At 63.0% G+C, this 21,413-nt stretch carries 22 protein-coding genes and 1 pseudogene; 8 read left to right on the top strand and 15 right to left on the bottom strand.

Annotated features, from left to right (window positions below; genetic code table 11):
- Window positions 1–92: 92 nt before the first annotated feature.
- A complete protein-coding gene (locus AC0L30_RS13160; protein WP_007595982.1) occupies window positions 93–353 on the bottom strand; it encodes a hypothetical protein in 261 nt (86 codons plus the stop codon).
- A gap of 121 nt (window positions 354–474) precedes the next feature.
- Between AC0L30_RS13160 and AC0L30_RS13155 the strand changes: the two genes are divergently transcribed.
- On the top strand, window positions 475–1,206 hold the full coding sequence (locus AC0L30_RS13155; RefSeq protein WP_007595984.1) for a DUF3750 domain-containing protein: 732 nt from the start codon (window positions 475–477) through the stop codon (window positions 1,204–1,206).
- Between the two features lie 277 nt (window positions 1,207–1,483).
- Here AC0L30_RS13155 and AC0L30_RS13150 read toward each other — a convergent pair whose 3' ends face one another.
- From AC0L30_RS13150 to AC0L30_RS13110, 9 genes are all read right to left on the bottom strand, one after another.
- Window positions 1,484–1,771 carry a DUF2934 domain-containing protein gene (locus tag AC0L30_RS13150; RefSeq protein ID WP_007595986.1) on the bottom strand — a complete coding sequence of 96 codons (288 nt, stop codon included), beginning with the start codon at window positions 1,769–1,771 and terminating at the stop codon, window positions 1,484–1,486.
- A 283-nt stretch (window positions 1,772–2,054) separates the two neighbouring features.
- The gene (locus tag AC0L30_RS13145; RefSeq protein ID WP_007595988.1) at window positions 2,055–2,216 is read right to left on the bottom strand and encodes a DUF2934 domain-containing protein; all 162 of its coding nucleotides are present in this window, start codon (window positions 2,214–2,216) and stop codon (window positions 2,055–2,057) included.
- A 159-nt stretch (window positions 2,217–2,375) separates the two neighbouring features.
- Window positions 2,376–4,097, bottom strand: a complete 1,722-nt coding sequence (locus AC0L30_RS13140) for an FAD-dependent oxidoreductase (RefSeq protein WP_473404436.1) — start codon at window positions 4,095–4,097, stop codon at window positions 2,376–2,378.
- Between the two features lie 29 nt (window positions 4,098–4,126).
- Window positions 4,127–4,945, bottom strand: a complete 819-nt coding sequence (locus AC0L30_RS13135; RefSeq protein ID WP_007595992.1) for a sugar phosphate isomerase/epimerase family protein — start codon at window positions 4,943–4,945, stop codon at window positions 4,127–4,129.
- Window positions 4,945–5,601, bottom strand: a complete 657-nt coding sequence (locus tag AC0L30_RS13130; RefSeq protein ID WP_473404435.1) for a hypothetical protein — start codon at window positions 5,599–5,601, stop codon at window positions 4,945–4,947. Before AC0L30_RS13130 ends, AC0L30_RS13135 begins: the two co-directional genes overlap by 1 nt.
- A 14-nt stretch (window positions 5,602–5,615) precedes the next feature.
- Entirely contained in the window at window positions 5,616–6,110 is a 495-nt protein-coding gene (locus AC0L30_RS13125; RefSeq protein WP_473404434.1) for a type II 3-dehydroquinate dehydratase, read from the bottom strand.
- A gap of 31 nt (window positions 6,111–6,141) precedes the next feature.
- On the bottom strand, window positions 6,142–7,422 hold the full coding sequence (locus AC0L30_RS13120) for a TRAP transporter large permease subunit (protein ID WP_007595995.1): 1,281 nt from the start codon (window positions 7,420–7,422) through the stop codon (window positions 6,142–6,144).
- A gap of 61 nt (window positions 7,423–7,483) precedes the next feature.
- Window positions 7,484–7,993 (bottom strand): TRAP transporter small permease, encoded by a 510-nt coding sequence (locus AC0L30_RS13115; protein WP_473404433.1) that lies wholly within the window; start codon window positions 7,991–7,993, stop codon window positions 7,484–7,486.
- A gap of 76 nt (window positions 7,994–8,069) precedes the next feature.
- On the bottom strand, window positions 8,070–9,086 hold the full coding sequence (locus AC0L30_RS13110; protein WP_018453915.1) for a TRAP transporter substrate-binding protein: 1,017 nt from the start codon (window positions 9,084–9,086) through the stop codon (window positions 8,070–8,072).
- Window positions 9,087–9,308: 222 nt separating this feature from the next.
- On the opposite strand from AC0L30_RS13110, the gene AC0L30_RS13105 reads away from it, so the two are divergent.
- Together AC0L30_RS13105 and AC0L30_RS13100 are read left to right on the top strand one after the other, a co-directional pair.
- Complete coding sequence (locus tag AC0L30_RS13105) at window positions 9,309–9,968, top strand: GntR family transcriptional regulator (RefSeq protein ID WP_007596002.1); 660 nt, start codon at window positions 9,309–9,311, stop codon at window positions 9,966–9,968.
- A 33-nt stretch (window positions 9,969–10,001) separates the two neighbouring features.
- On the top strand, window positions 10,002–10,895 hold the full coding sequence (locus AC0L30_RS13100) for an SMP-30/gluconolactonase/LRE family protein (protein WP_473254741.1): 894 nt from the start codon (window positions 10,002–10,004) through the stop codon (window positions 10,893–10,895).
- Window positions 10,896–10,949: 54 nt separating this feature from the next.
- Here the strand turns inward: AC0L30_RS13100 and AC0L30_RS13095 are convergent, their stop codons facing one another.
- Window positions 10,950–11,687, bottom strand: a complete 738-nt coding sequence (locus tag AC0L30_RS13095; RefSeq protein ID WP_219681557.1) for an SDR family oxidoreductase — start codon at window positions 11,685–11,687, stop codon at window positions 10,950–10,952.
- A gap of 215 nt (window positions 11,688–11,902) precedes the next feature.
- Between AC0L30_RS13095 and AC0L30_RS13090 the strand changes: the two genes are divergently transcribed.
- Complete coding sequence (locus AC0L30_RS13090) at window positions 11,903–12,430, top strand: winged helix-turn-helix transcriptional regulator (RefSeq protein ID WP_473367694.1); 528 nt, start codon at window positions 11,903–11,905, stop codon at window positions 12,428–12,430.
- A 150-nt stretch (window positions 12,431–12,580) separates the two neighbouring features.
- On the opposite strand, the gene AC0L30_RS13085 is transcribed toward AC0L30_RS13090, so the two are convergent.
- Both AC0L30_RS13085 and AC0L30_RS13080 read right to left on the bottom strand, forming a co-directional pair.
- On the bottom strand, window positions 12,581–13,468 hold the full coding sequence (locus AC0L30_RS13085) for a sigma-70 family RNA polymerase sigma factor (protein ID WP_007596009.1): 888 nt from the start codon (window positions 13,466–13,468) through the stop codon (window positions 12,581–12,583).
- A gap of 20 nt (window positions 13,469–13,488) precedes the next feature.
- The gene (locus tag AC0L30_RS13080) at window positions 13,489–13,797 is read right to left on the bottom strand and encodes a hypothetical protein (RefSeq protein ID WP_473367692.1); all 309 of its coding nucleotides are present in this window, start codon (window positions 13,795–13,797) and stop codon (window positions 13,489–13,491) included.
- Window positions 13,798–13,994: 197 nt separating this feature from the next.
- Here AC0L30_RS13080 and AC0L30_RS13075 point away from each other — a divergent pair, with 197 nt between their 5' ends.
- Together AC0L30_RS13075 and AC0L30_RS13070 are read left to right on the top strand one after the other, a co-directional pair.
- Window positions 13,995–15,401 carry a DHA2 family efflux MFS transporter permease subunit gene (locus tag AC0L30_RS13075; RefSeq protein ID WP_473404432.1) on the top strand — a complete coding sequence of 469 codons (1,407 nt, stop codon included), beginning with the start codon at window positions 13,995–13,997 and terminating at the stop codon, window positions 15,399–15,401.
- 998 nt (window positions 15,402–16,399) lie between these two features.
- Window positions 16,400–17,098 (top strand): annotated as a pseudogene (locus tag AC0L30_RS13070) (MFS transporter); the annotation flags it as partial.
- Window positions 17,099–17,218: 120 nt separating this feature from the next.
- Here the strand turns inward: AC0L30_RS13070 and AC0L30_RS13065 are convergent.
- Together AC0L30_RS13065 and AC0L30_RS13060 are read right to left on the bottom strand one after the other, a co-directional pair.
- Window positions 17,219–17,428: a hypothetical protein gene (locus AC0L30_RS13065; RefSeq protein ID WP_007596015.1), complete on the bottom strand. Its 210-nt coding sequence runs from the start codon at window positions 17,426–17,428 to the stop codon at window positions 17,219–17,221.
- Complete coding sequence (locus tag AC0L30_RS13060; protein ID WP_354160374.1) at window positions 17,425–18,276, bottom strand: AraC family transcriptional regulator; 852 nt, start codon at window positions 18,274–18,276, stop codon at window positions 17,425–17,427. The genes AC0L30_RS13065 and AC0L30_RS13060 overlap by 4 nt, the downstream gene beginning before the upstream one ends.
- A 459-nt stretch (window positions 18,277–18,735) precedes the next feature.
- Here AC0L30_RS13060 and AC0L30_RS13055 point away from each other — a divergent pair, with 459 nt between their 5' ends.
- Both AC0L30_RS13055 and AC0L30_RS13050 read left to right on the top strand, forming a co-directional pair.
- Entirely contained in the window at window positions 18,736–20,646 is a 1,911-nt protein-coding gene (locus AC0L30_RS13055) for a PAS domain-containing sensor histidine kinase (protein ID WP_473404431.1), read from the top strand.
- Window positions 20,643–21,314, top strand: coding sequence for a response regulator transcription factor (locus AC0L30_RS13050; RefSeq protein WP_007596020.1), 672 nt, complete (start codon window positions 20,643–20,645; stop codon window positions 21,312–21,314). The genes AC0L30_RS13055 and AC0L30_RS13050 overlap by 4 nt, the downstream gene beginning before the upstream one ends.
- Window positions 21,315–21,413 lie beyond the last annotated feature (99 nt).

Below are 21,413 nucleotides of genomic sequence, written 5' to 3'. Positions count from 1 at the left end.
GCCCAATGACGTCATTACAATTTTGCAATTGCGTTGAAAAGCAGAGACAGAGCGTGAAGGCAAGCGGCTTGGACGGCCAGAAGGCTAGCGGGCTATTGCAGGACCTTCGGCAGCACTACGACCACATCCACGCTTTGCGCGAGGATATGCGTTGCGACCACAGCGAGCTGGTGCGAGAACTCGTCCTCGATCTCGGCCGCGCAGTCTTCGTCGCTGGCAATGGCAAACAGCAGATTGCCGTCGATTTCGTCGAACCGGATGCCGGCGAACAGGCGATCGAAAATCTCGGCGCCCGCGATGTACGCGATTCGCGCCTGGATGGCCTGGTCCTCGACGAGCGACAACTTCCTCATGGACGCAACATATGGCCGCACCATCCGAATGCAAGAGCAGGAGAGCGCTGGCGCGGCGTGCCTTGCGAACTATATTGGTGGCATCGTCCCGCCTGACCGCCGTTTGCCCTTGAGGAAATCCTTGATTCTGTTCCTGCTGCTGATCTTCCTGCCGATCGCCGTGTCGGCCGGCCGCTATTATTTGCGCGGCGACGGCCGCGGCAATTGGCAGACGGCGGATCGCTCCAGCGCCGGCCTGCTGCCGCCCGCGTCCGCCAATCCGGACGCGCTGATCCGCGTGTTCGCCGCGCGCACGGTGCGCTGGCGCAGTATTTTTGCTGTCCATACCTGGATCGTCGTCAAGGAGAAGGGCGCCGCGACCTACAGCCGATACGATTACACGGCCTGGGGCGACCCTGTTCGCAGCAACGGCTTTGCGCCCGATGGCCGCTGGTTCGGCGCGATGCCGGAAACGGTCGTGGCGGTCGACGGCGCGCGGGCAGAAGCATTGATTCCGAAGATCCGCACCGTCATCGAGAACTATAAGTTCCGCGCCTATGGCGACTACAGCGCCTGGCCGGGGCCGAATTCCAACACCTTCGTGCAGGCGGCGCTTGACGCCGTTCCCGAGTTGCGCGCCGTGCTGCCGCCGACCGCCATCGGTAAGGACTTTCCCTACAGCGGACGCTGGGCCGGCATCACGGCGTCCGGCACCGGGCTCTACGCCTCGCTGTCGGGCTATCTCGGCATGACCATCGGCTGGGTCGAAGGGGTCGAGATCAATTTCCTCGGCGCGGTGCTCGGCCTCGACATCCGCCGCCCCGCGCTGAAGCTTCCAGGCATAGGCCGCCTGGGTGTCACGGCCGGCGCGTAGCGCCATGGCGGGGCAATCCCATCAAAGTCGGCGCCCTCCCAAGCTTCCCGACATTGTCTTTTCAATGTGTGCTTCAGGTCACAGCAGAATCGAGCGCCTTGGCCTAAACTGAACTTGCATGGCCGCAAACAAGGTAACGGCGGTACGCACGAGGCTGGAAAGGCGACCGACAGCTACGGACTTTTGAAGCCGCCAGGTGAAGAACTCGGCGGCTTTTTCTCTGTCCAGGGAACGCGCGGCCGAAGCTTGTTCGCTGCCGATGTGGCTCCCGGAACCTCTACCGTTTGTCTGAGGAATCCGAGAGCCTCCGCTGATCGCGCTCTTCGTCGATCTGCCGTTCGGCCTCGAGCCAAAACTCCACGTCCCGATCGACCGGGCGACCGGCCTGCTCCCAGAGTTCGTAGGCGCGCGCTCGCACCTTTCCGCGCCGCATCATGCGAAGCAGCTTTTGCTTCAGCTCCTCGGCGAACGTCCTGAATCGCTGGACGGTGGTTTCGTCTTTGACAAGGGCTGCCGCTCGCGTTGCGAGTTCGATCTGGTGCTCTATCTTTTGCCGCTCGTCCACCGCAAACCCCGCCGTAGCCACGGGCCTGCGTCGCAGCCCGTGCTGCTCACAACCTCAATTCCTGCTGGAAGGCTCTGTTCCGCCGTCAATGCCAGGTCTAGCTAGTGCCACGTCGTGTCCGCTTCGACGACCACCGCCCTTGCTTCGGGATCTTCCGTCGTGTTGCAGGTGCAGGGCATTCCCTCACCGCAGCGGCAGCCGCCCAGTTCCTCGCTCCAGGCGCGGAGCGGATGGTTTGCGCAGACCCATCCCAGACCGTGGCAGAATGGGCATCTCTTGTCGGTCACAGCGTATCCGGCGTCCGCATGGGGTTCGACTTGTCCTCGTTGCGCAACTCCTGCTCGGCCGCATGCCAGAATTCTTCCTCGCGGCCTTCCGGCTTGCCCGCCTGTTCCCACAAGCGGTGCGCGCGTTCTCTGATGTCGTGATCGGTCGGCTCCGGCATTGCATCTCCTGCGACGAGAGACACGGCCCCACCCTGGGGGGTATGGGGGCTTGGAGGCGGGGCCGTGCAGGCCAGCAAATCGGCGGCGACGCTGGCCCGCTGAGTCAAGCCTCGATGGTGCGCAGAGTTCCTAGCCCTGAGCGGCGAACGATCCGGCTTTCAGTTACCTTCGTCCTGAGCTGAAGCGCCCGCGGCATGCATTGCCGCGCACCATCCGAATACCATCGCAGGCCCGATCATCGTGCCCGGGCCCGGATAAGTGCCTCGAAAGATCGAGGATGAATCGGTACCGACGGCGTAGAGTCCGGGTATGGCGGTCCCACGGCTAGACAAGACGCGGGCGGTTGAATCCGTGCACAAGCCGGCGCTGCTAGCGAGATCCGTCGGCCATACTGCGACGGCATAATATGGCCCAGGACCGACCCGCCGCAGGCACGGGTTTGGCACGTTCCGGGGATCACCATTGAACCGGTTCAACTCGCTTGAACCGCGGCCGAACTCTTCGTCCACACCGCTCTCGGCATAGCGATTGTATCGCTCGATCGTTTGAGCAAGCTCGCCGCCATCGACCCCGATGTTTTCGGCCAGTGCTTCAATCGTTTCGCCCGCCAGCAAATATTTAGCCTTGAGAAATTTGTCCAAATCCCTCGTCCCGGGATGAACGAGACCAATGCCATAGTCGCCGATAAAGGCGCGATCGCAAATCAGGAAAGCTGGCGTTGCCAATACCGAAGACGAGTCCGATCGCAACATCGCTTCCACGAAGTCGTGATAGGAGTCGGCTTCATTCACGAAACGGCGGCCCGACTTGTTCACCGCAAGCAGTCCTGGCTTGGCACGATCCAGCATAATGTGCGGAAATACCGAGACGTAGCCGTCCGCCTGCGTCATGACCGAGCTCGGCATCCACAAGGCGGGGCTATCGAAATTACGCTCAATCACCGCGTCGACGCGTTCGGCCGCGAGCAGGCCGTCCCCGGTATTGCACGAAGGCGCGAGTGAAAATCGGCGCGCGGCCTCGGGGAAAAACCTGTCGCGAAGCTCGCGGCTCCAGCCGATGCCTCCCGTTGCCAGCACCACGCCCTTGCGGGCACGTACCGCCAATGCTCCTGAGGGCGATGACAAAACGGCCCCGACGACTGCGTCGCCATTACGGATGAGCTCAGTGAGCTCGGTCTCATATCGCAGATCCACGCCGGAACGACGAAGGCTGTCAAACAGCCTCGCGACGAGAGCGTTGCCCGTGATCAGACGCGTTCCGCGGTTGTAGCGAAGTCGATCAAGCAAATGCCGACCGAGCAGACCAACGACATGCCTGAAATTCGTCCAGTTGCGGAATGGCGCCAGCAACGCCGGGATGTCCGCCTTTCCGACCATCATGCCGCCGAGGACCATGAACTCTCGCCGCGGGGCCCTTATGCGCTCGAAGTCCTTGCCAAGCTTGCGGCCGTCGAACGGAACGGCGCCGAGAGCACGACCACCGATCGCTGCCCCTAGAAGATTCTTGTAGTCGGGATGGACCGGCGGCGCCGCAAACCGTACGCTCGTCCTCTGCTCGAGATAATCGAGCATCATTGGACCCGTCTGGAGGAACGCATCCACACGCGCGTCCGCGGCGTGTTCGCCGAGCAATGCTTCAAGATAGACCCGCGCCGCCTCGGTGGAGTCTGAGATCCTTGCAAGCAATCCCTGCCGATTGCCCGGAATCCAGATGGTGCCGGCGGAGGTCGCGGTCGTGCCGCCAACCGTGTCCGACTTCTCGCAAAGGATCACGTCGAGCCCTTCGAGGGCGGCCACCAGCGACGTCGTCATGCCGGCGGCACCCGCCCCGACGACCAGAAGATCGGTCTCGACGTCCCAGGAGCGATCGGCTTGCGACATCCCGCACTACCCTTCTCGTCCCGAAATTCTCACCTCTCGCTGCGCACCCGCTCGACAACGGCTCTGCCTGCCGCCAACGCCCGGCGTGCTCGCGTCGCGGCGTCGACGCTCTTGGCCAGCTGAACGGTCGGAACCTCGATGCTGATCGTCAGATCATTCGGCATCGCGCTTGCAAGCCCCATCAGGTCTATTCCGCCCTCGCCCGGAAACATCCGCTCCTCGCGAGCGGCATGGATGAGCTGCTCCGTGGTCGCCGGGCGCTCGGCCGGGCCGTCGCAAAGTTGCCAGTAGTGAAAGCGTTGCGCCGGGATAGCGCGGAGGTCCGCAAGCGAACATTGCGACCGATCGAAATGCAGTGCATCGACCAGAATGCCGGCACCGGGATGATCGACGTCGCCGACGATCCGCATTGCGGTCTTCAGGTCCGGAACGCTGGTCCAGGGCATGAATTCGAGGTCGGAGGTCAGGCCATAGCTTGCTGCCGCTTCACAAAATTGCTGGTAGCGATCCGAAAACCGCGCCAGGTCCGGATCGTAGGCCGCGACGAGGATGTGTTTGGCGCCGAGGCGCGCGCCCACCTCGAAGAAGGGCGTGAACGAGGCAATCTCGGTTTCCGGTCTGAACGCAACGACCTCGAGATCGGCGACAGACACCCCCGTCAACTCCAACCGCCGAAGCGTCTCCCGCAGGAGCGGCGCATCGTCCATCAGGCGATAGGCAACACTGCCAGGCGTGGCGGGCAACAGCCTGAGCCCGACCTTTTCGTAACCGCAATGCGCCGCCAATTCGATCATCTCGGGCGGCGCAAGCTCGAGCACGGTCAACGCGGCGAGCGAGAACGTTGTCATCAGCCGAAATCCGCGATACGGGCGTCGAGCGCAAACATGCTTTGATAAACTTCCGGCTCGCTCGCCCCGACCATGACGTCGGGCGCAAGCTCGCTCGCCCGCCGCAAGGCAGCCTGCAACGAGGCGACGTCGAGCGCCTCGATCAGCAAAAGCCCCGCGAAGAAGCCCTCATTCTTCCGCATGCCCTTCTCCGTCGTCCGCACTGATGTCCGCGCCTCGTCGGTCGCGCCGATCTGCACGGCGGCAATCCCATCGCACGCAACGAACGCCTGAGCGAGACCCTGGGGATCCTTCGGCAGCGTTTCGATCTGGAGCGCCACGATCGATGCGCCCTCGCCTCGCCCCGCCCGCGCGATCATGACGCCGCCGCCCCGCATGAACTTGCCGAGCTTCGGCATGATGCGCTGGGACCACGGCGTCGGTGCGTTGAGGCGCGCCAGATAGGCCTCGCCGTCGAGGACCTCCGGCGTCTCCAGCTCATACAGAATGAAGAAGCGGTCGATGTCGTCCCTTGCCGCGCGGAAGACACGCGATGCCAGGAAGCCCTTCGTCGTCACGCGCTCGGTCGTGTGTTCACGCGTCAGCCAGTGTCGGTAGTCGGTCAGGTCGTGAGCCTCGACGTCGCTCCAGATGGCGAGAAATCCCGTGCCGCGCATTCCGCCCTCCATGCCTACGCCTTGCCGCCGGCCGGAAGCCCGCGCAGAGCCGGTGCCATGGTCGCAGGCATTTGCCCCAGCCGTTGGACCGCCGCGAGCATCGCCGCGAGATAACCATAGGGACCCAGGCCGCAAATGACAGCCGTGCAGGCACTCGACGTGATCGAGTGGCGGTGCAGCTCGTCCCGCGCGTGGATGTTCGAGATATGCACCTCGATCTTCACACCCTCGAATATCTTCAACGCGTCGATCAGCGCGATCGAGGTGAATGAATAGGCCGCGGGATTCATGATGATGGCTTCCACGTTGCCATGGGCGGACTGGATCAGGCTGACGAGCTCGCCCTCCATGTTCGTTTGATGGAACGACATCGAAACTCCGAGCTGATCGGCCAGCGCCTTGCAGCTCGCCTCGATCTCCCCGAGCGTCGTCGAGCCGTAGATGTGGGGCTCGCGGATGCCGAGGAAATTGAGATTGGGTCCGTTGAGGATCATGATCCTTGCGGCCATTTCGCTTGTCCTTCCTTTGTTGCCGACGGGTCTAGCCGGCAAACCATTTGGCCGGGATCGTCACCAGTCCCGGGAATAGCACCATCGCGAACAGGACGATCAATTGTGCAATCAAAAAGGGCCAGACGCCCTTGATGATGTCCTCCATGCTGATCCTGGAGACGCCGCAAACCACATTCAGAACGATACCGACCGGCGGCGTGATGAGGCCGATCGCATTGTTGATGATGAAGAGGACGCCGAAGTAGACGGGATCGATGCCCGCTGCCTTGACGATCGGCATCAGGATCGGCGTGAGAATGAGGATGGTCGGCGTCATGTCGAGGGCCGTTCCCACGATCACCACCACGACCATGATCGCCAGCATCAGGAGCGTGTTGTTGCCCATGAAAGGCTTCAGCAGGGTGACGATCTGTGCCGAAATCTCGGACACGGTGATGAGCCAGGACGATACCAGCGCCGCTGCCACCAGAAACATCACGATGCTCGTCGTCAGGGCCGAGGAGACAAACACCTCATAAAGCTGCGACGGCTTCAATTCCCGATAGATGCAGGTCGCGACGAACAGCGAATAGACGGCGACGACCACTGCGGCTTCCGTCGGCGTGAAGATGCCGAAGCGCAGGCCGACGATGATGATGACCGGGAGCATCAACGCCCAGAAGCCGTCGACCACGGCTTTTACCATCTCCGAGAGCGATGCCCTTGGCGGGGGCGTCAGGTTCTCCTGGCGCACCACCCACCACCAGGCCAGGCAGAGCCCAGCCCCGAGCAGCAGCCCCGGGACGATCCCGGCCAGAAACAGCTTCGAGATCGACACGCCCGCGGCGACACCGAAGATGACGAACCCGATGCTGGGCGGAATCACAGGCGCGATGATGCCGCCGGCCGCCACCAGACCCGCCGCATAGGACTTCTTGTGGCCCGCCGCCACCATCATCGGCACCAGCAGCGCAGCCAGCGCTGCGGCGTCGGCCGCCGCGGAGCCCGAGAGCGACGCGAGGATGCAGGACGCGAGGATCGTGACGTAACCGAGTCCGCCGCGAAAATGTCCGACTGCGACGAGCGCAACATTGACGATTCGCTTGGCCAGACCGCCCTTGTTCATGACCTCGCCGGCGAGCATGAAGAAGGGAATGGCCATGAGTGGAAAGCTGTCTGCGCCGTTGATGACGTTCTGCGCCACGATCTGGGCATCGAACATGTCGATCGTGCTCATCAGGGCCACGCCGCAGACGATCAGCGCAAAGGCGATCGGCATGCCCAGCGCCATGGCGCCGAGCAGCGAGAAAGTGAAGACGGCAATCGTCATGGCGTGATCCCGGAGATTTTCAGGATGTGAGCGCCGGGCGACACGATATTGGGAGACAGCATCAGTGCTCCTCCGATTCCCTGACGGCCACCATGTCGGCTTCGCTGGCTTGTCCGGACATGACGCGGAACAGATCGTAGAGAAGGATCACGCCGGCCGAAACGCCGAAGATCACGCCCACGCCATAGAAGATGCCGAGCGACAGGCCGGTCGCCGGCGCGCGGTCGTCGAGATTGATGATCGTCTGCCGCCAACTTCCCGAGAGCAGAAGCCAGTCGGCGAACAGCATCAGGACGTAGCTGACGATGAAGCAGATGCGTTTGCCGTAAGCCGGCAGCATCCGCACAAGGCTATCGACGCCGAGATGGGCGTGCTCACGCATTGCCACGACCGCACCGAGGAAAGTCAGCCAGACCAGGAGCCAGCGCGACAGCTCCTCGGAAATCGCGATACCGGAGTTGAAGCCGTAGCGCAGAACCACGTTGCCGAACACCAGCACCACCATCACCGCGAGAAATGCGGCGATGATGCCTTTCAGCAGGGTGCAATACAGGTCGATAAATCGCGCCATACGTGCCGTCCGGGCAAAGTCGGGTTCAGAGCCGGCCGACTGGACGGCTCTGCGTCTTGCATGCTGACGAGGTCGACTATTTCACGTCCTTGCGGATGCGATCGAGCTCGTCGTTGAAGAGCTTAACCGCTTCCGGCTTGAGATTGGCGGCAATCTTGTCGACCACCGGCTGCGCCGTCTTGCGCATGCGATCGAGCTCTTCCGGCGCGACGGTGTTGTACTGCATGCCTTTGGCCTGCAATTCCGACAGCGCCTTTTCGGTCTGAAGGCGTGTCTGCTCCTTTTGATAGCCTCGGCTTTCCTCATACGCCTCGCGCATCAGGCGCTGCTCGGTCGGCGAGAGCTTGTCCCAGAACGCCTTGCTCACCAGGATGATGTTCAGGGTGAAGGTGTGATTGGTGGCGGAAACGTACTTTTGCACTTCGTAGAACTTGTTGGAGAGAATGACCGTAAAAGGGTTCTCCTCGCCATCGACGGTGCGCGTCTCCAGCGCCGAGTAGAGTTCGCCGAAGGCCATCGGAACGGGATTGGCCTTGAACGATCCGAAGGTCTCAAGGTAGACCGGGTTCGGAATGACGCGAAGCTTGAGGCCGTTGAAATCCTCGACCTTGGTGATCGGCCGCGTGCTGTTGGTGACGTTGCGGAAGCCGAGGCCCCAATAGCCCAGACCGATCAGCCCCTTCGACGGCAGCGTATCGAGCATTGACGTGCCGAATTTTCCGGTCCCGAGCGCGTCGGCCTGCTCGATGGTCTTCACGATGAATGGAAAGTCGATGAGGCCGAACTCCGGCACGACGGTTGCGAGCGACGTCGTCGAGGCCGAGAGCATTTCCTGGGTACCGCCGCGCAGCGCCGATTGCTGCTGCAGCTCGTTGCCGAGCTGCGAGGCCGCGAACTCACGGATCTTCATCTTGCCCCCGCTCTTCGCCAGCAGGATCTCCGCAAATTTCTGCACCCCCGCGCTGACGGGGTGATCGGTGTTGTTCAGGTGTCCCCACCTGATCGTGCGCTCCTGAATGTCCTCAGCGGATGCGCCGACCGTCAGCGCCACGCAGATCGCCGTCGCAGACAGCGCCCGTACCAACAAGCTCATCGTTTCCTCCCTGTTCGACCGGGCACGACCGGCGGCTTAAGCCATTATTTTTCGTGCCCTCAGCCTATTTAGACATCACACATATATTTCCGTGTCAAATGACGATATCTATTTCATATGATGATTTGTCATACATCTGAAATCTGCTATAGGTGCTGGCAACATTGATGGTTCGGCCGCGTCCGAAGTGGCCGATGATCGGGACAGGCGGGATCAGAAGGCATGACGTCAGTCGAGGAACGGCCCCTGTCGGCAGGCCACAGCGGCTATCAGCGCATCCGGGCCGACATCATTTTCGGAGTGCTCACGCCATCCGGACGCCTCAAGCTCGACGCCATGAAGGAGGACTACGGGGTCAGCATCTCCACGCTGCGCGAGATCCTCAATCGTCTGACCTCCGAGGGCTTCGTGGTTGCCGAGGGCCAGCGCGGCTTCGAGGTGGCGCCGATCTCCATCCAGAACCTGCGTGAGCTCGCCGGCCTGCGCATCCTGCTGGAGCATCACGCGATGGCCGAGTCGTTTCGTGCCGGCGACGTCGAGTGGGAGGGCCGCGTGGTGTCCGCGCATCACAAGCTGGCGGCCACCGAACGCACCGTCCTCAAGGAGGGTGACGATCCCGAGCTGCGCAAACGCTACGACGGCGAATTCCACCAGGCGCTGATCTCGAGTTGCGGTTCGCGCGAGCTGATGCAGACCCACGCGGTCGTGTTCGACAAATATTTCCGCTATGCGCTGCGCTACCGCGGCGCGGAGACGATCAACCAGCACAAGGCGCTGCTCGAATGCGCCCTCAAGCGCGACATCAAAGGCGCCAAAACCGTGCTCACCGAGCACATCAACGGGTGCGTCGCGCACGCCCTCGCCTCCTGGAACGAGGACTGATCGCCCGGCTCGCGGCTGGAATCGGATATCGGAATGACCGCCGACATGATCCCCGCATATCGGGTCGAGACCGCGGTCGCCGCAGGCGACATCCTCGGGGAGACGCCGTTGTGGTGTGACCGCTCCCGTAAGCTGTGGTGGGTCGACGTCGACCGGCGGCTGCATCAATCGTTCGATCCGGCGACAGGCGCTCATCAGGTTGTTCCGTACGCATGCAACTTTCTCGGCAGTCAGGCTCTGACGGCGGATGGCTCCCACCTGCTCGCGAAGGATCTGGGACTTTATCGCCGCGCGTCCGATGACGGTCGTCCAGTTCAGCTCTGCGAGGTCGAAAGCGGCCTCGACAACCGCCTCAACGACGGGCGCGTCGACGCCCGGGGCCGGCTATGGATCGGCACCATGGACAACCAGCTGCATCGACCGAACGGAGCGCTGTATCGCGTAGATGCCGACGGCCGGACGGTGCGCATGTTCGGCGATGTCATCGTAACGAACGGCATCGCGTTCTCACCCGACAATCGCACGCTCTACTTCACGGATACCAGGCGTTACCGCACCTGGCAGTTCGACTTCGATCTCGATGACGGCGTGATCCGAAACAGGCGGCTGTTCGCGGATTGCAGCGCCTCCGGGGAGAGGCCCGACGGCGCTTGTATCGACGTCGCCGGCGGATTGTGGACCGCATTCTTCTCCGGCGGCCGGGTGGTGCGCTATCGGCCGGACGGCCGGATCGACACCGTCATTCCGGTGCCGGCGACCAATCCGACCTGCGTGTGCTTCGGCGGAGCCGATCTGAAGACCTTGTTCGTGACGACGGCGCGAAAGTTTCTAGATCGTGAGCAATTGAGCCGCGAACCCCAAGCGGGTCATGTTCTGGCCATTGAGGGCATCGCACAGGGACTTCCAGAACACCGCTTCGGCAATTGATCCTGAACCCTCTTCATTCAGAACCCTTGCACGGGCCGTCGTGAACCGGCTTCGCTACCATTTCTCGCCGAAGGGACGAATCTCCAGCTCGAAGGTCCAGGCGCTTTTGGGTTGCTGATAGAGCATCCAGTAGGATTCGGCGACCGATGATGGCGGCATCAGGAGGTCGGGATTATCCAGCGCGTTCGGACCAAGCGCCTCGATCCGCCGTTGCCGGACCCATTCCGTGTCGACGCCGGAATCGATGATCAGATGCGCCACGTGGATGTTCTTCGGGCCCAATTCGCGCGCCGCGGCTTGCGCGACCGCCCGCAGGCCGAACTTGGCGCTGGCGAAGGCCGCATAGCCGCTGCCGCCGCGCAAGCTCGCCGTCGCACCGGTGAAGAAGATGTTGCCCTGGCCACGGGGCAGCATCAGGCGCGCGGCCTCGCGGCCGGCGAGGAAGCCGGAATAGCAAGCCATTTCCCAGACCTTGCGGAACACCCGTTCGGTCGTGTCCAGAATCGGAAAGTTGACGTTGGCGCCGACGTTGAAGATGCAAACCTCGAGCGGGGCGTGCTTGTCGGCATCGCCGAGAAACGAGATGACCTGGTCTTCCTTGCGCGCGTCGAGCGCGCGCGCGTGAATTTCGCCGCCGGCCTGCTCGATCTCCTTGACGAGCGGTTCGAGCTTGGCGCCGTCGCGGCGTCCCGCAAACACCGTAAAGCCCTCGGAGGCGAACTTCTTTGCAATCTCGCTGCCGATAAAATCACCGGCGCCGATCACGGCCACGGTCGCGTTTCTCTTTTGCATGGGACTTCTCCCGGTCAGGTCTGGATCCGGTCGTCGGATCATAATTCAGACCGCAGATTGTCTTACAGTTCTAAAACCGAACTGTCAATTCGAGTAGATTTTGTGCTCTAGCAAAGACATTGTCTCGCAGTAGGTACCGATTTAGAATGGTATCTGAACCAAAGGCTTCCTGAACGATATTCGCGCGGAAGCCGCGGGCAGAGTGGAGATCTGGAATGAAATGGGGTGAGCTGGAGGACGAGCCGTGTTCGATGGCCCGAACCATCGGCGTGATCGGCGACCGCTGGACCCTTCTGATCCTGCGTGAATGCTTCCTGCGCACACGCCGTTTCGAGGGCTTTCAGTCTTCGCTCGGAATCACGCGCCACCTGCTCGCCGAGCGGCTGAAGAAGCTGGTCCGGCAAGGCGTGTTGCGGCGTATCCCCTATCAGGACTCGCCCAAGCGGCACGAATACATCCTCACTCAGAAGGGGCTCGATCTCTATCCGATCATGATGGCAATCGTGCATTGGGGCGACACTCATATGGTCGACGCGCGCGGACGACCTTTGCTGCATCAACACCGCAAATGCGGCAAGGACTTCGATCCGGTCATGGTTTGCTCCGAATGCGGCGAGCCGCTTTTGGCCAAGGAGGTTCATACTCACCCCGGCCCTGGTGCTCGACGCACCCCGGCGCCGGAGAAGCCGAAGGCAAAGCGAGAGACAAGGGCAAAGACAAAGGCCCACCGCAGCGCCGCGTGAGATGGCTGCGTAGCGCGAGCAACGTTCGACATATCCCCGGAAGTGATGCGACTGATCTTTCAAACGGACATGAACTCTCGTTCCCGCGGCGCATTTCGCGCGAGCCGGCTGGCACCCGCGGTCCGCTGCGCGAAAAGCACATAGGCAAGTTCACCCTCTATCCACCACGCACTCCGCACCATCGATAACATAGGCTGCGTGACGAAAATCCCTGATAGTGGCGAGCTTGCCGGCGGACCAGTCGAGCAGCATGAAATATTTCGCCCGCCCGGCTGGCTCGTTCGGATCGAACACCAGGATCGCGGGACGTCCCTCGACCTGCCCCGTCACCAGGTGCCAGTCGCTGACCTTCGAATAATTGCCGAAATAGTTCGACACCTCAGCCTTGCCTTTCAGCCTGGTGCGGTTGACTAGCTCGAGCCTGACGTCGTCGGCGATCATGGCGCGGATCGCGTCGAAGTCGCGAGCGTTGAAATGGCCGACATAGGCGCTGAGCCGCGTCCGATCGGCTTCCGACAGGCCCGGCTGCGACACGTCGTCCGGCTCTCCGGCGAACTCACGCAGCTGCGTGCGTCCGCGATGCAGCGCGGCCTTCACCGCCGGCAGGCTGAAATCCATGATGTCGCAGACCTCGGCAAGCGAGCAGCCGAGCACGTCCATCAGGATCACGCTGGAGCGCTGCGCCACCGGCAGCCGCATGAAGGTGCGCAGGCTGGTCGCGGCGATCTGGCGGCTTTCCACATCATCGAGCCGGTCGGCAATCATCTCCACCTCCTCGGCCGAATGCAGCGCCTCCTGCCGGTTGCGGCGGCGCAGGAAATCCAGCGCGGTGTTGTGCGCGATGCGGAACAGCCAGCCCTCCATATTGACAGGCGTGACCGATTGCAGCGCTTCCATCGCCTTGATCAGCGCATCCTGCAGCACATCCTCACCGTCGATGACCGAGCCGACCATGCGCGCGCAGTAGCGATGGAGTTTCGGCCGCATCCGCGCCAGCAGGGCCTCGACATCGACGGTGGCCAGGGGGTCTGGCGCCATTGCTCCTCCGCTTCGCCTGCTCAGGACTCGTCCAGCATACGATAGTTGCCGACAATCCTCACATCACGAACCAGCGGCGGCTCCGCGCAGCGGTCACGGATGCCGTCCTGGAACGTCTGAAATGCCTTGAGTTTCGGGATCGGGCTCGAGCCGTCCTCGGCCGCGGCCTCGACAAGATGGATGAAGGTGTCGTCCTCCAGCCGCAGCGTCAGATAGCGCACACCGTCCGGCCCGGCCGCCTTCAATTCGGCAAATACGGCCGAAACCAGCTCAGCATTCCGATCGGCCAGCTCCGGCCTAGCCTTGTACCTGATCAACGTCCTTCTCATCGCGCGCTCCTTGCTCATGTCGCGACCTGGTTCGCTCAAAATCGCGCACATGGCCGCATCACCCCTAGGACGTTTGCCGACCGGCGAAGGATGCGGCCCGGAAACAATTATTTTTGGGCGCATCCTTTGCCGCTCAGCCCTCGTCTAGCCCGCAGAACGCGCCGCGACAGGCTGGCGCGACACACGGAGAGAGGGCGATGCAGACCCCGACCAATCGCGCCGCGCAGAACTGGGTGCTCGGCGTCACCGCGCTGGCATCCTTCATGATGGCGCTGGACGCCATGATCATCACGACGGCATTCGCGACCATCCGCGCCGAATTCGGCAGCCCGGTCGAGACGCTGCAATGGACCGTCAACGCCTTCAACCTGACCTTTGCCGTGCTGCTCCTGACCGGTGCCGCGCTCGGCGACCGCTTCGGTCGCCGCCGCATGTTCGCGGCCGGGCTCGCCCTGTTCGTCGTTGCATCGGCGACCTGTGCGCTCGCAGGCAATGCCACCGCGCTGATCGCCGCCCGCGCGCTGCAGGGCGCCGGCGCTGCGCTGGTGATGCCGCTGGCCATGGCGATCCTGAGCGGCACGTTCGGCCGCGAGGAGCGCGCCCGCGCGCTCGGCATTTTCGCCAGCATCACCGGCTGCGCGCTGATCATCGGCCCCGCCATCGGCGGCTTCATCACCGAACATTTCGGCTGGCGCTGGGTGTTCTGGATCAACCTGCCGATCGGCCTGATCGCGATCACCCTGGTGCTGGCACGGTTGCGCGAAAGCTTCGGCCCGGCCGCCGCGTTGGACATCCCCGGACTGGCGCTTGTTGCGCTGGCGGCGCTGGCGTGGGTGTGGAGCCTGTTGCGCGGCAACGCCGTGGGGTGGGCGAGCGCCGAAATCATCGCCACGCTGATGTCGGGCCTGGTGTTCACGGCCGGCTTCGTGCTCTGGGAATTGCGCGCGGCCGCGCCGATGGTGCCGATGCGGCTGTTCTCATCGCGGGCGCTTGCCTCCGGCATGTCCGCAAGCGTGCTGTTCTACGCCGCGATGTATGGCGTCTTGTTCCTGCTGCCGCAGTTCCTCCAGACCACGCTGGGCTTCGACGCCTTCGGCGCCGGACTTCGCCTGCTCCCCTGGACAGCGACGCTGTTCGTCACCGCCCCGATCGCCGGCGCGGTCGTCAACAGGTTCGGCGAGCGGCCGCTGGTGGTGACGGGATTGCTGATGCAGGCGATCGGCCTCGGCTGGATCGCGGAGATCGTGAGCTCCGCGGTTACCTACTCCGCTCTGGTCGCGCCGCTGGTGCTGGCCGGCGTCGGTGTCTCGATGGCGATGCCGGCAGCACAGAACGCCATCCTGAGCTCGGTCGCGGTGGCCGAAATGGGCAAGGCGTCCGGCATCTTCAACATGGGCCGCTTCCTCGGCGGCATGTTCGGCATCGCCGCGCTGGTGGCGAACTTCTCGGCCCATGGCGGGGTCGATTCGGCCGCTCATTTCGAGAGCGGATTTGCCGCGGCGATGAGCCTCGCCGCAGCGCTGTCGCTGGCCGGCGCGATTGCAGCGTTTTTCCTGCCGGCACGGCGACGGACCGCCGGCGCAGCCGCGCCGCAAGATGCGTGAGGCTGACAACACTGGAGTTTCGTTATCGGGCTGGCGGCTTGTGCCGTCACGCTTCTTTCTGATCATGAAGCGTCGTTCTAAAATGAAAACGACATCTGGTGGAAGACATCGCAGTCCTCCGACACGCATTGCAACCCGCAGGACACGTTTTCGCGTTCTCGCGGCGAAATTCGCCCGAGGTTTGCCTGGTCACTCCACCCTCTAAGCCAAGAGGGCGCAGGGAAGGCCGGGTGCCGGCTGGCACCCGCGGTCCGCTGCGCGAAATGCACACGCAGGAAAACCGCACAGCAGCATACAGGTGTAGCCAATCACTCGGCCTTCCCTGCGCGATGGTTGGACGGCTTATGCCGTGCTCTCCCGGGAGCCGAGTTCTCTTTGGCCTCCCTCGCCTTCGCGAAATTCACCGGCACCGCGCCGGTTGACGCAGATGCCGCATTCGCCAGGGCTTGACCGTAGCAACGACGGCCAGGACCACACGGTTTTGCCGTACGCACGGTTCGCCATTTCGCCGCAGTTTTTCCAGCCCTGTCGACGGAGCCGGAAACTTACAGACGAGACGAAGCCTAGCAGCGCCGCTCGTCGGAACGAAGCCTTGGGCTCACGGAGAGCAATCCGCCCTGCCCTTGGCCACTCGCACCCGAACGCTGCCGCGTCCACCGCAAGCCCGGCTCGCGAACGTGACGACCACAAGATCGCCCCTCAAGGATGAGCCGGGATGAGCGACACATACGCCAAAACCGAATTTCGGTAAAGTGGAATATTTTTGCGTGAGCGGATTGACAGGGGGCGACACAGGGCTGGAGCGTTGCGAGACAGACCGTCGGTTCGACAGGCGAGAGTTGGCCAAAGGAACGGAAAAGCCCACCAATTTAACCTACCCGCTCGAACGACAAATCTAGCTTTCCATCGAAGCGCACCAGAACAGCTTGAGTCGCCGCCTCTCCACAAACCCATGAGTCTTGTAGCCGGCGGCTTTTGCGGTCCAGTTCGCAGGGACATACTTGTTTCTCGCCTGCCTGGCGCTTGTCGCTTTGATGGTTCAGGCTCGTCTGAATTTACTGCCATCCCACGATGAGTCGGAGCAAACCGAAAGCCGCCCGATTTCGCAGATCGCGCGCCAGCCGGGGTTCATCATGGCCGTTCTCAGCAGTGCCTTCGGAAATGCCGGCATGAATATGCTGATGACATCGGCTCCAATCGCGATGATCTCGCATCATCACACATATGCCGACGCTGCGTTCGTGATCCAATGGCATGCCTTGGGAATGTTCGCCCCATCCTTGGCGACGGGGTCATTGATCAAGCGCGCAGGCCCGACCACGATCATCCGGCTCGGCGCACTTTTGATGCTCGCTTGCGCTGCCGCGGCCGCACTTCTTGGAACTGGCGTGAGTGCATTCTGGGTTTCGATGGTGCTGCTGGGGGTTGGTTGGAATTTTCTCTATGTCGGCGGAAGCACGCTTCTGACCGGAAACTATCACGTTTCAGAGCGCGCCAAGGCTCAAGCGCTGCACGATCAAACAGTATTCCTATCAACCGCCATCAGCGCGCTTCTATCCGGTTGGCTGCTCCAGCAGGCGGGCTGGCAATTCTTGCTCGGCGTGACAGCGGCTTTGGCAGCGACCGTCTTGCTTGCGAGCATCTGGTTGGCAGAATCCGAGACCAAGGTGCCGCAGTTCGCCAAGGCATCTGAATAAGGCATATCCTCTTCACAATCCGGAGCCTGATGGTCTGCACAAGGGTCGAATGATATGGGCACGCACAGCAAACAGTCGCTGCCGTAGATACCCGACGCCGGGGTACCACCGAAGTGCCGCCTACCGCGCGGCCCACATCACAGCGCCTCGACAGAAGTTGAAGGCGAGGCGTCCATAGAGAAAACCGCTTCCCGGCTCTGACGCAGCGAGGCGGTACGAATTGCCGAGAGCACGGAGAATTTCGATCATCTCCATCAATTCATGATGCGTCAGCGTCAAATGAAGACTGGCGTGCGACAGGAGCAGGGCTTGAATGCCAATGTTGATCATGACGGACCCGCTCCTGCGCACGGCAGCGGCATAATTTGCGCGAGATAAGCGCTTCTCCATTGATACGGCGTATCGCCGACAAAGCGCTTGAACACTGTGGTGAAATGCGCCTGGGTCTGGAAACCCACGGTCAGGGCGATATCCACGAGCGCAATTTCGGCCTGCTTGAGCAGCTCCTGGGCGCGCTCGATGCGGCGCCTCAGCAGATATTCATGAGGTCGCACGCCGACGGCCGCACGGAACTGCCCGGCGAAATGCATCCTGCTCAGGCCGGCGACGGCGGCCATGTCCTGAAGCGTTATCTTTGCAGTCAGATTCTTGTCGACATATTGCAGGACCCGCCTGAGACGCCAATTCTGCAGCGACCGTACGGTCCTTCCAGCATCCCCCTCGCGAATGGCGTCGGCCTGATCGAGCTCGGCCCGTGCGCTGGGAGCCTGCCGACTGAACGTCCGGGTGAGGATCGCAAGCCGCAGGGCGTCGGCCATGATGGCGGAATGGGTATCGTGCGTGGCCTCGGTCGCCGCGAGCGCATCGGACAGGCGCCGCATCACCGGATCAGCGGCTTCTCCTCCTGCGAAGGCCCGTTCGCTCTCGGCAGGCGGCGGTGCTAGGAGTTTTGCGGAGAGCCTGAAGCGGGGCCCGCGAGCGGCAGAACGTCCGGCGTCCGCCGCATGCTCGACCGCCAGGGCCATGTCCAGATGGACGAAAGACAGCATTGTTCCGCCTTCGTCGAACCGGTCAGGAAGTTTCGATAGCCCGAGCGGATCGCGATCGATTGCCGAGATATCGATCGCGCGAACGTCATGATCCTTGATCGCCTGTGAGCGTGACATCTGCAGCGACATCGTCGAATCTCCTTGTCCCGTTTTCGATCCGGCCTGGCCTGACCGGCTTGCCCGAATGCCATGGGAGCAGAGTAATTCGGCGGTGTGCGCGATCCATTCTACCCGCGGGTGCGTCTATAGGTTCTCGGGTTGACCGCGTCATACCTAGGTATGATCACGACCTGTTCGTCGGGTGAGCGCACCGATGCGACGTCTCAGCGGGATCGCGGCTGCGGGCACAACTTGCGGCGCGATGCCTGCGGTAAGTTGACGCGCTTTCTGCGCACCATCCGCCGGCGGGACCACGCGAGCTCCCTGGTTTTTCCGGGGAATGCCGCTTGCCGGCGGTTTCACCGCATCGAGCGCGCGACAGGTCTTCCACGAGAGCACGAAAATCGCGCGGGTGGATGTTGTGAACGCGATCAAATCGCGGCATCAACGCGCTGATAGCTGATGTGAGAAGAACGACTGCAAGTGACGATGACGCGTCATGATCTGACCACGGGCTCATCCAAGAGCCGCACCGGCTTGCGGTCCTTGTCCGCCGTCCTCGCCTTTGCGGTTTTCCTGGTTGACGTCCTGACGCCGCTCGAGGGCGCCGTGGCGGTTCTCTATATCGTGGCGATCCTGCTCGCGGCGAAGACCAACCGGCGCGACGACACCATCGTTGCCGCGGCCGGCTGCGTCGTCCTGACGATAACAGCCTATCTCCTGTCGCACGATCTGCGGACCATCGCCTCACCCGCCCTTCGTGTGCTGGTGAGCCTCGCGGCAATCGGGATCACGACCTTGCTGGCGCTGCAAAATCACGCGGCAACGAAGCGCCTCGCCGCGCAGGCCCGCCTGCTCAACCTCTCGCACGACATGATCTTCGTCAGAGACCGCGGCGGCGTGATCACCTTCTGGAACAAGACGGCCGAGCAGGTCTACGGGTGGTCTGCCGACGAGGCGGTCGGGCAGCTCGCCGACGCGCTCCTGCAAACCAGATATCCCGACCGGCGCGAGGTCATCGAAGCGGGCCTGGTGGGCACCGGTCGATGGGAAGGCCGCGTGCAGCAACGAACGAAAGACGGCGCGGCGCTCACCGTCGATGCCCGATGGGCCTTGCAGCACGACCGTCTTGGCAAGCCGGTCGGAGTCCTTGAAACGCACACCGACGTCACCGACCGCGTGGCCGCACACAACGCGCTGGTGCGAAGCGAACAGCGATACCGCCGGATGTTCGACGCAAGCCGGATCGGCGTCGTCGAAGAGGATTGGAGCGAACTCCGAACCGCACTGCAATCGCTGGATACCGCGGGAGCCAGCCTGCGCGACCATCTGGCGCGGCATCCCGGTTTCGTCCGGCATGCCCGCCGGCTCGCTGCAATCACCGACGTCAATCCGGCCCTGCAAAAGATGGCAGGCGCAAACGGCGCCTCGACTTTTATCGAGAATGTGGACCTGCTTCTCGGCGAGAACGACCGCAGCTTCCTCGGCGCGTTGATCGCGTTCGCGGAAGGCGAGCCGTTCTACGAAGGCGAAACCGAGCTCGTCAGGCTCGACGGACGCAAGGTTCCGGTGCTGTTCACGATCACCTTCCCCTCCGGGCCTGACGGCGACCGCAACGTGCTCGCCTTCGTCGTCGACATCACCGAGCGCAAGCAGGCGCAGGATGCGTTGCTCGCGGCGCAGGCGGAGCTCGCCCATGCCGCGCGCGTTGCCACCCTCGGCGAGCTCAGCGCCTCTATCGCCCACGAGGTCAATCAGCCGCTGGCGGCGATCGTCACCAGCGGCGAGGCCGGCTTGCGATGGCTGCGGCGCGACGTGCCCGATCTGAAGGAGGTCGCGGCCACGATCGTTCACGTCGTCGCGCAGGGCCGCCGTGCCGGCGAGGTCGTGGCCCGCATCCGCACCTTCCTGAAGAAGGCGCCTGCCCAGCAGGACAGTCTCGATATCGCCGAGATCATCCAGGAAGCGGCCCTTCTGGTCGCGCGGGAGCTCGCGAATGACGACGTCGTCCTGACTGTCGAGACGACGCCTGGCCTGAAGCCAATTCGCGGCGACCGGATCCAGCTTCAGCAGGTGCTGGTCAACCTGCTGGTCAATGCCGCCCAGGCCATGTCGGACCAGCGCGGTTCCCGTACCGTCATGCTGCGCGCCAGCGCCGTCGACGGCGAGAGACTCGCCATCACGGTGCAGGACAGCGGCCCCGGCATCCGGCCGGACGACATTCCACGCCTGTTTGATCCGTTCTTCACGACGAAGCGCGGCGGAATGGGCATGGGACTTGCGATCTGCCGAACGACGGTGGAAGCTCACGGTGGCGAGTTGTCGGTCGAGAGCACCCCGGGCGCGGGAGCGACATTCCGCCTGACACTGCCATACAGCCAAGAACACATCAGACCATGACACGACCAGACCACGCGCAATCGCCCGCCCAATCGCTCAACTCGGTCGTTATCATCGTTGATGACGACGCAGGGATCCGCGCCTCGCTCGACAGCCTGTTCCGATCGGTCGGCCTCGATACGCGCCTGTACGGCTCGCCGTCCGAACTGCTTGGAGGCTCGCTGCCCGACGGCCCCGGCTGCATCGTGCTGGACGTCCGCCTTCCCGGCGTGAGCGGGCTCGACCTGCAGGGCCAGCTCGTCCGGCAGGGCATCAGCTATCCAATCATCTTCATGACGGGCCATGGGGACATTCCGATGTCCGTGCGTGCCATGAAGGCCGGCGCGGTCGATTTCCTCTCCAAGCCATTTCGCGACCAGGACATGCTCGATGCCGTGACCGCGGCGCTCGAACGCGATGCGCAGCACCGGGCCGAAGCCGCGACCAAGGAGGACATCCGCGCCCAATACGAGACCCTGACGGCGCGCGAGCGCGAGGTGATGGGCCATGTCACCGCCGGCCTGATGAACAAACAGGTCGCCGCCCTGATCGGCCTCAGCGAGATCACGGTCAAGATCCACCGCGGGAACGTCATGCGCAAGATGGGGGTCCGGTCGTTCGCCGACCTCGTTCGCAAGGCCGAGGCGCTCGGAGTTTCCCAGACCCGCAGGACTTCGGACCAAACCTGAGTATAATTCCGGCGGGACTGCCCCAGGTGCATAAAGCGCCATCGGCCGCGTCGAGGGAGATGCTCTTCTTTGCGGAACACCGCGGCCAGGATTAGGCGC

It is taken from the genome of Bradyrhizobium sp. MI1.11, from assembly GCF_055811255.1.
Note: the sequence above shows the minus strand (reverse complement) of the source record. Positions and strands in the feature narration are given on the sequence as shown.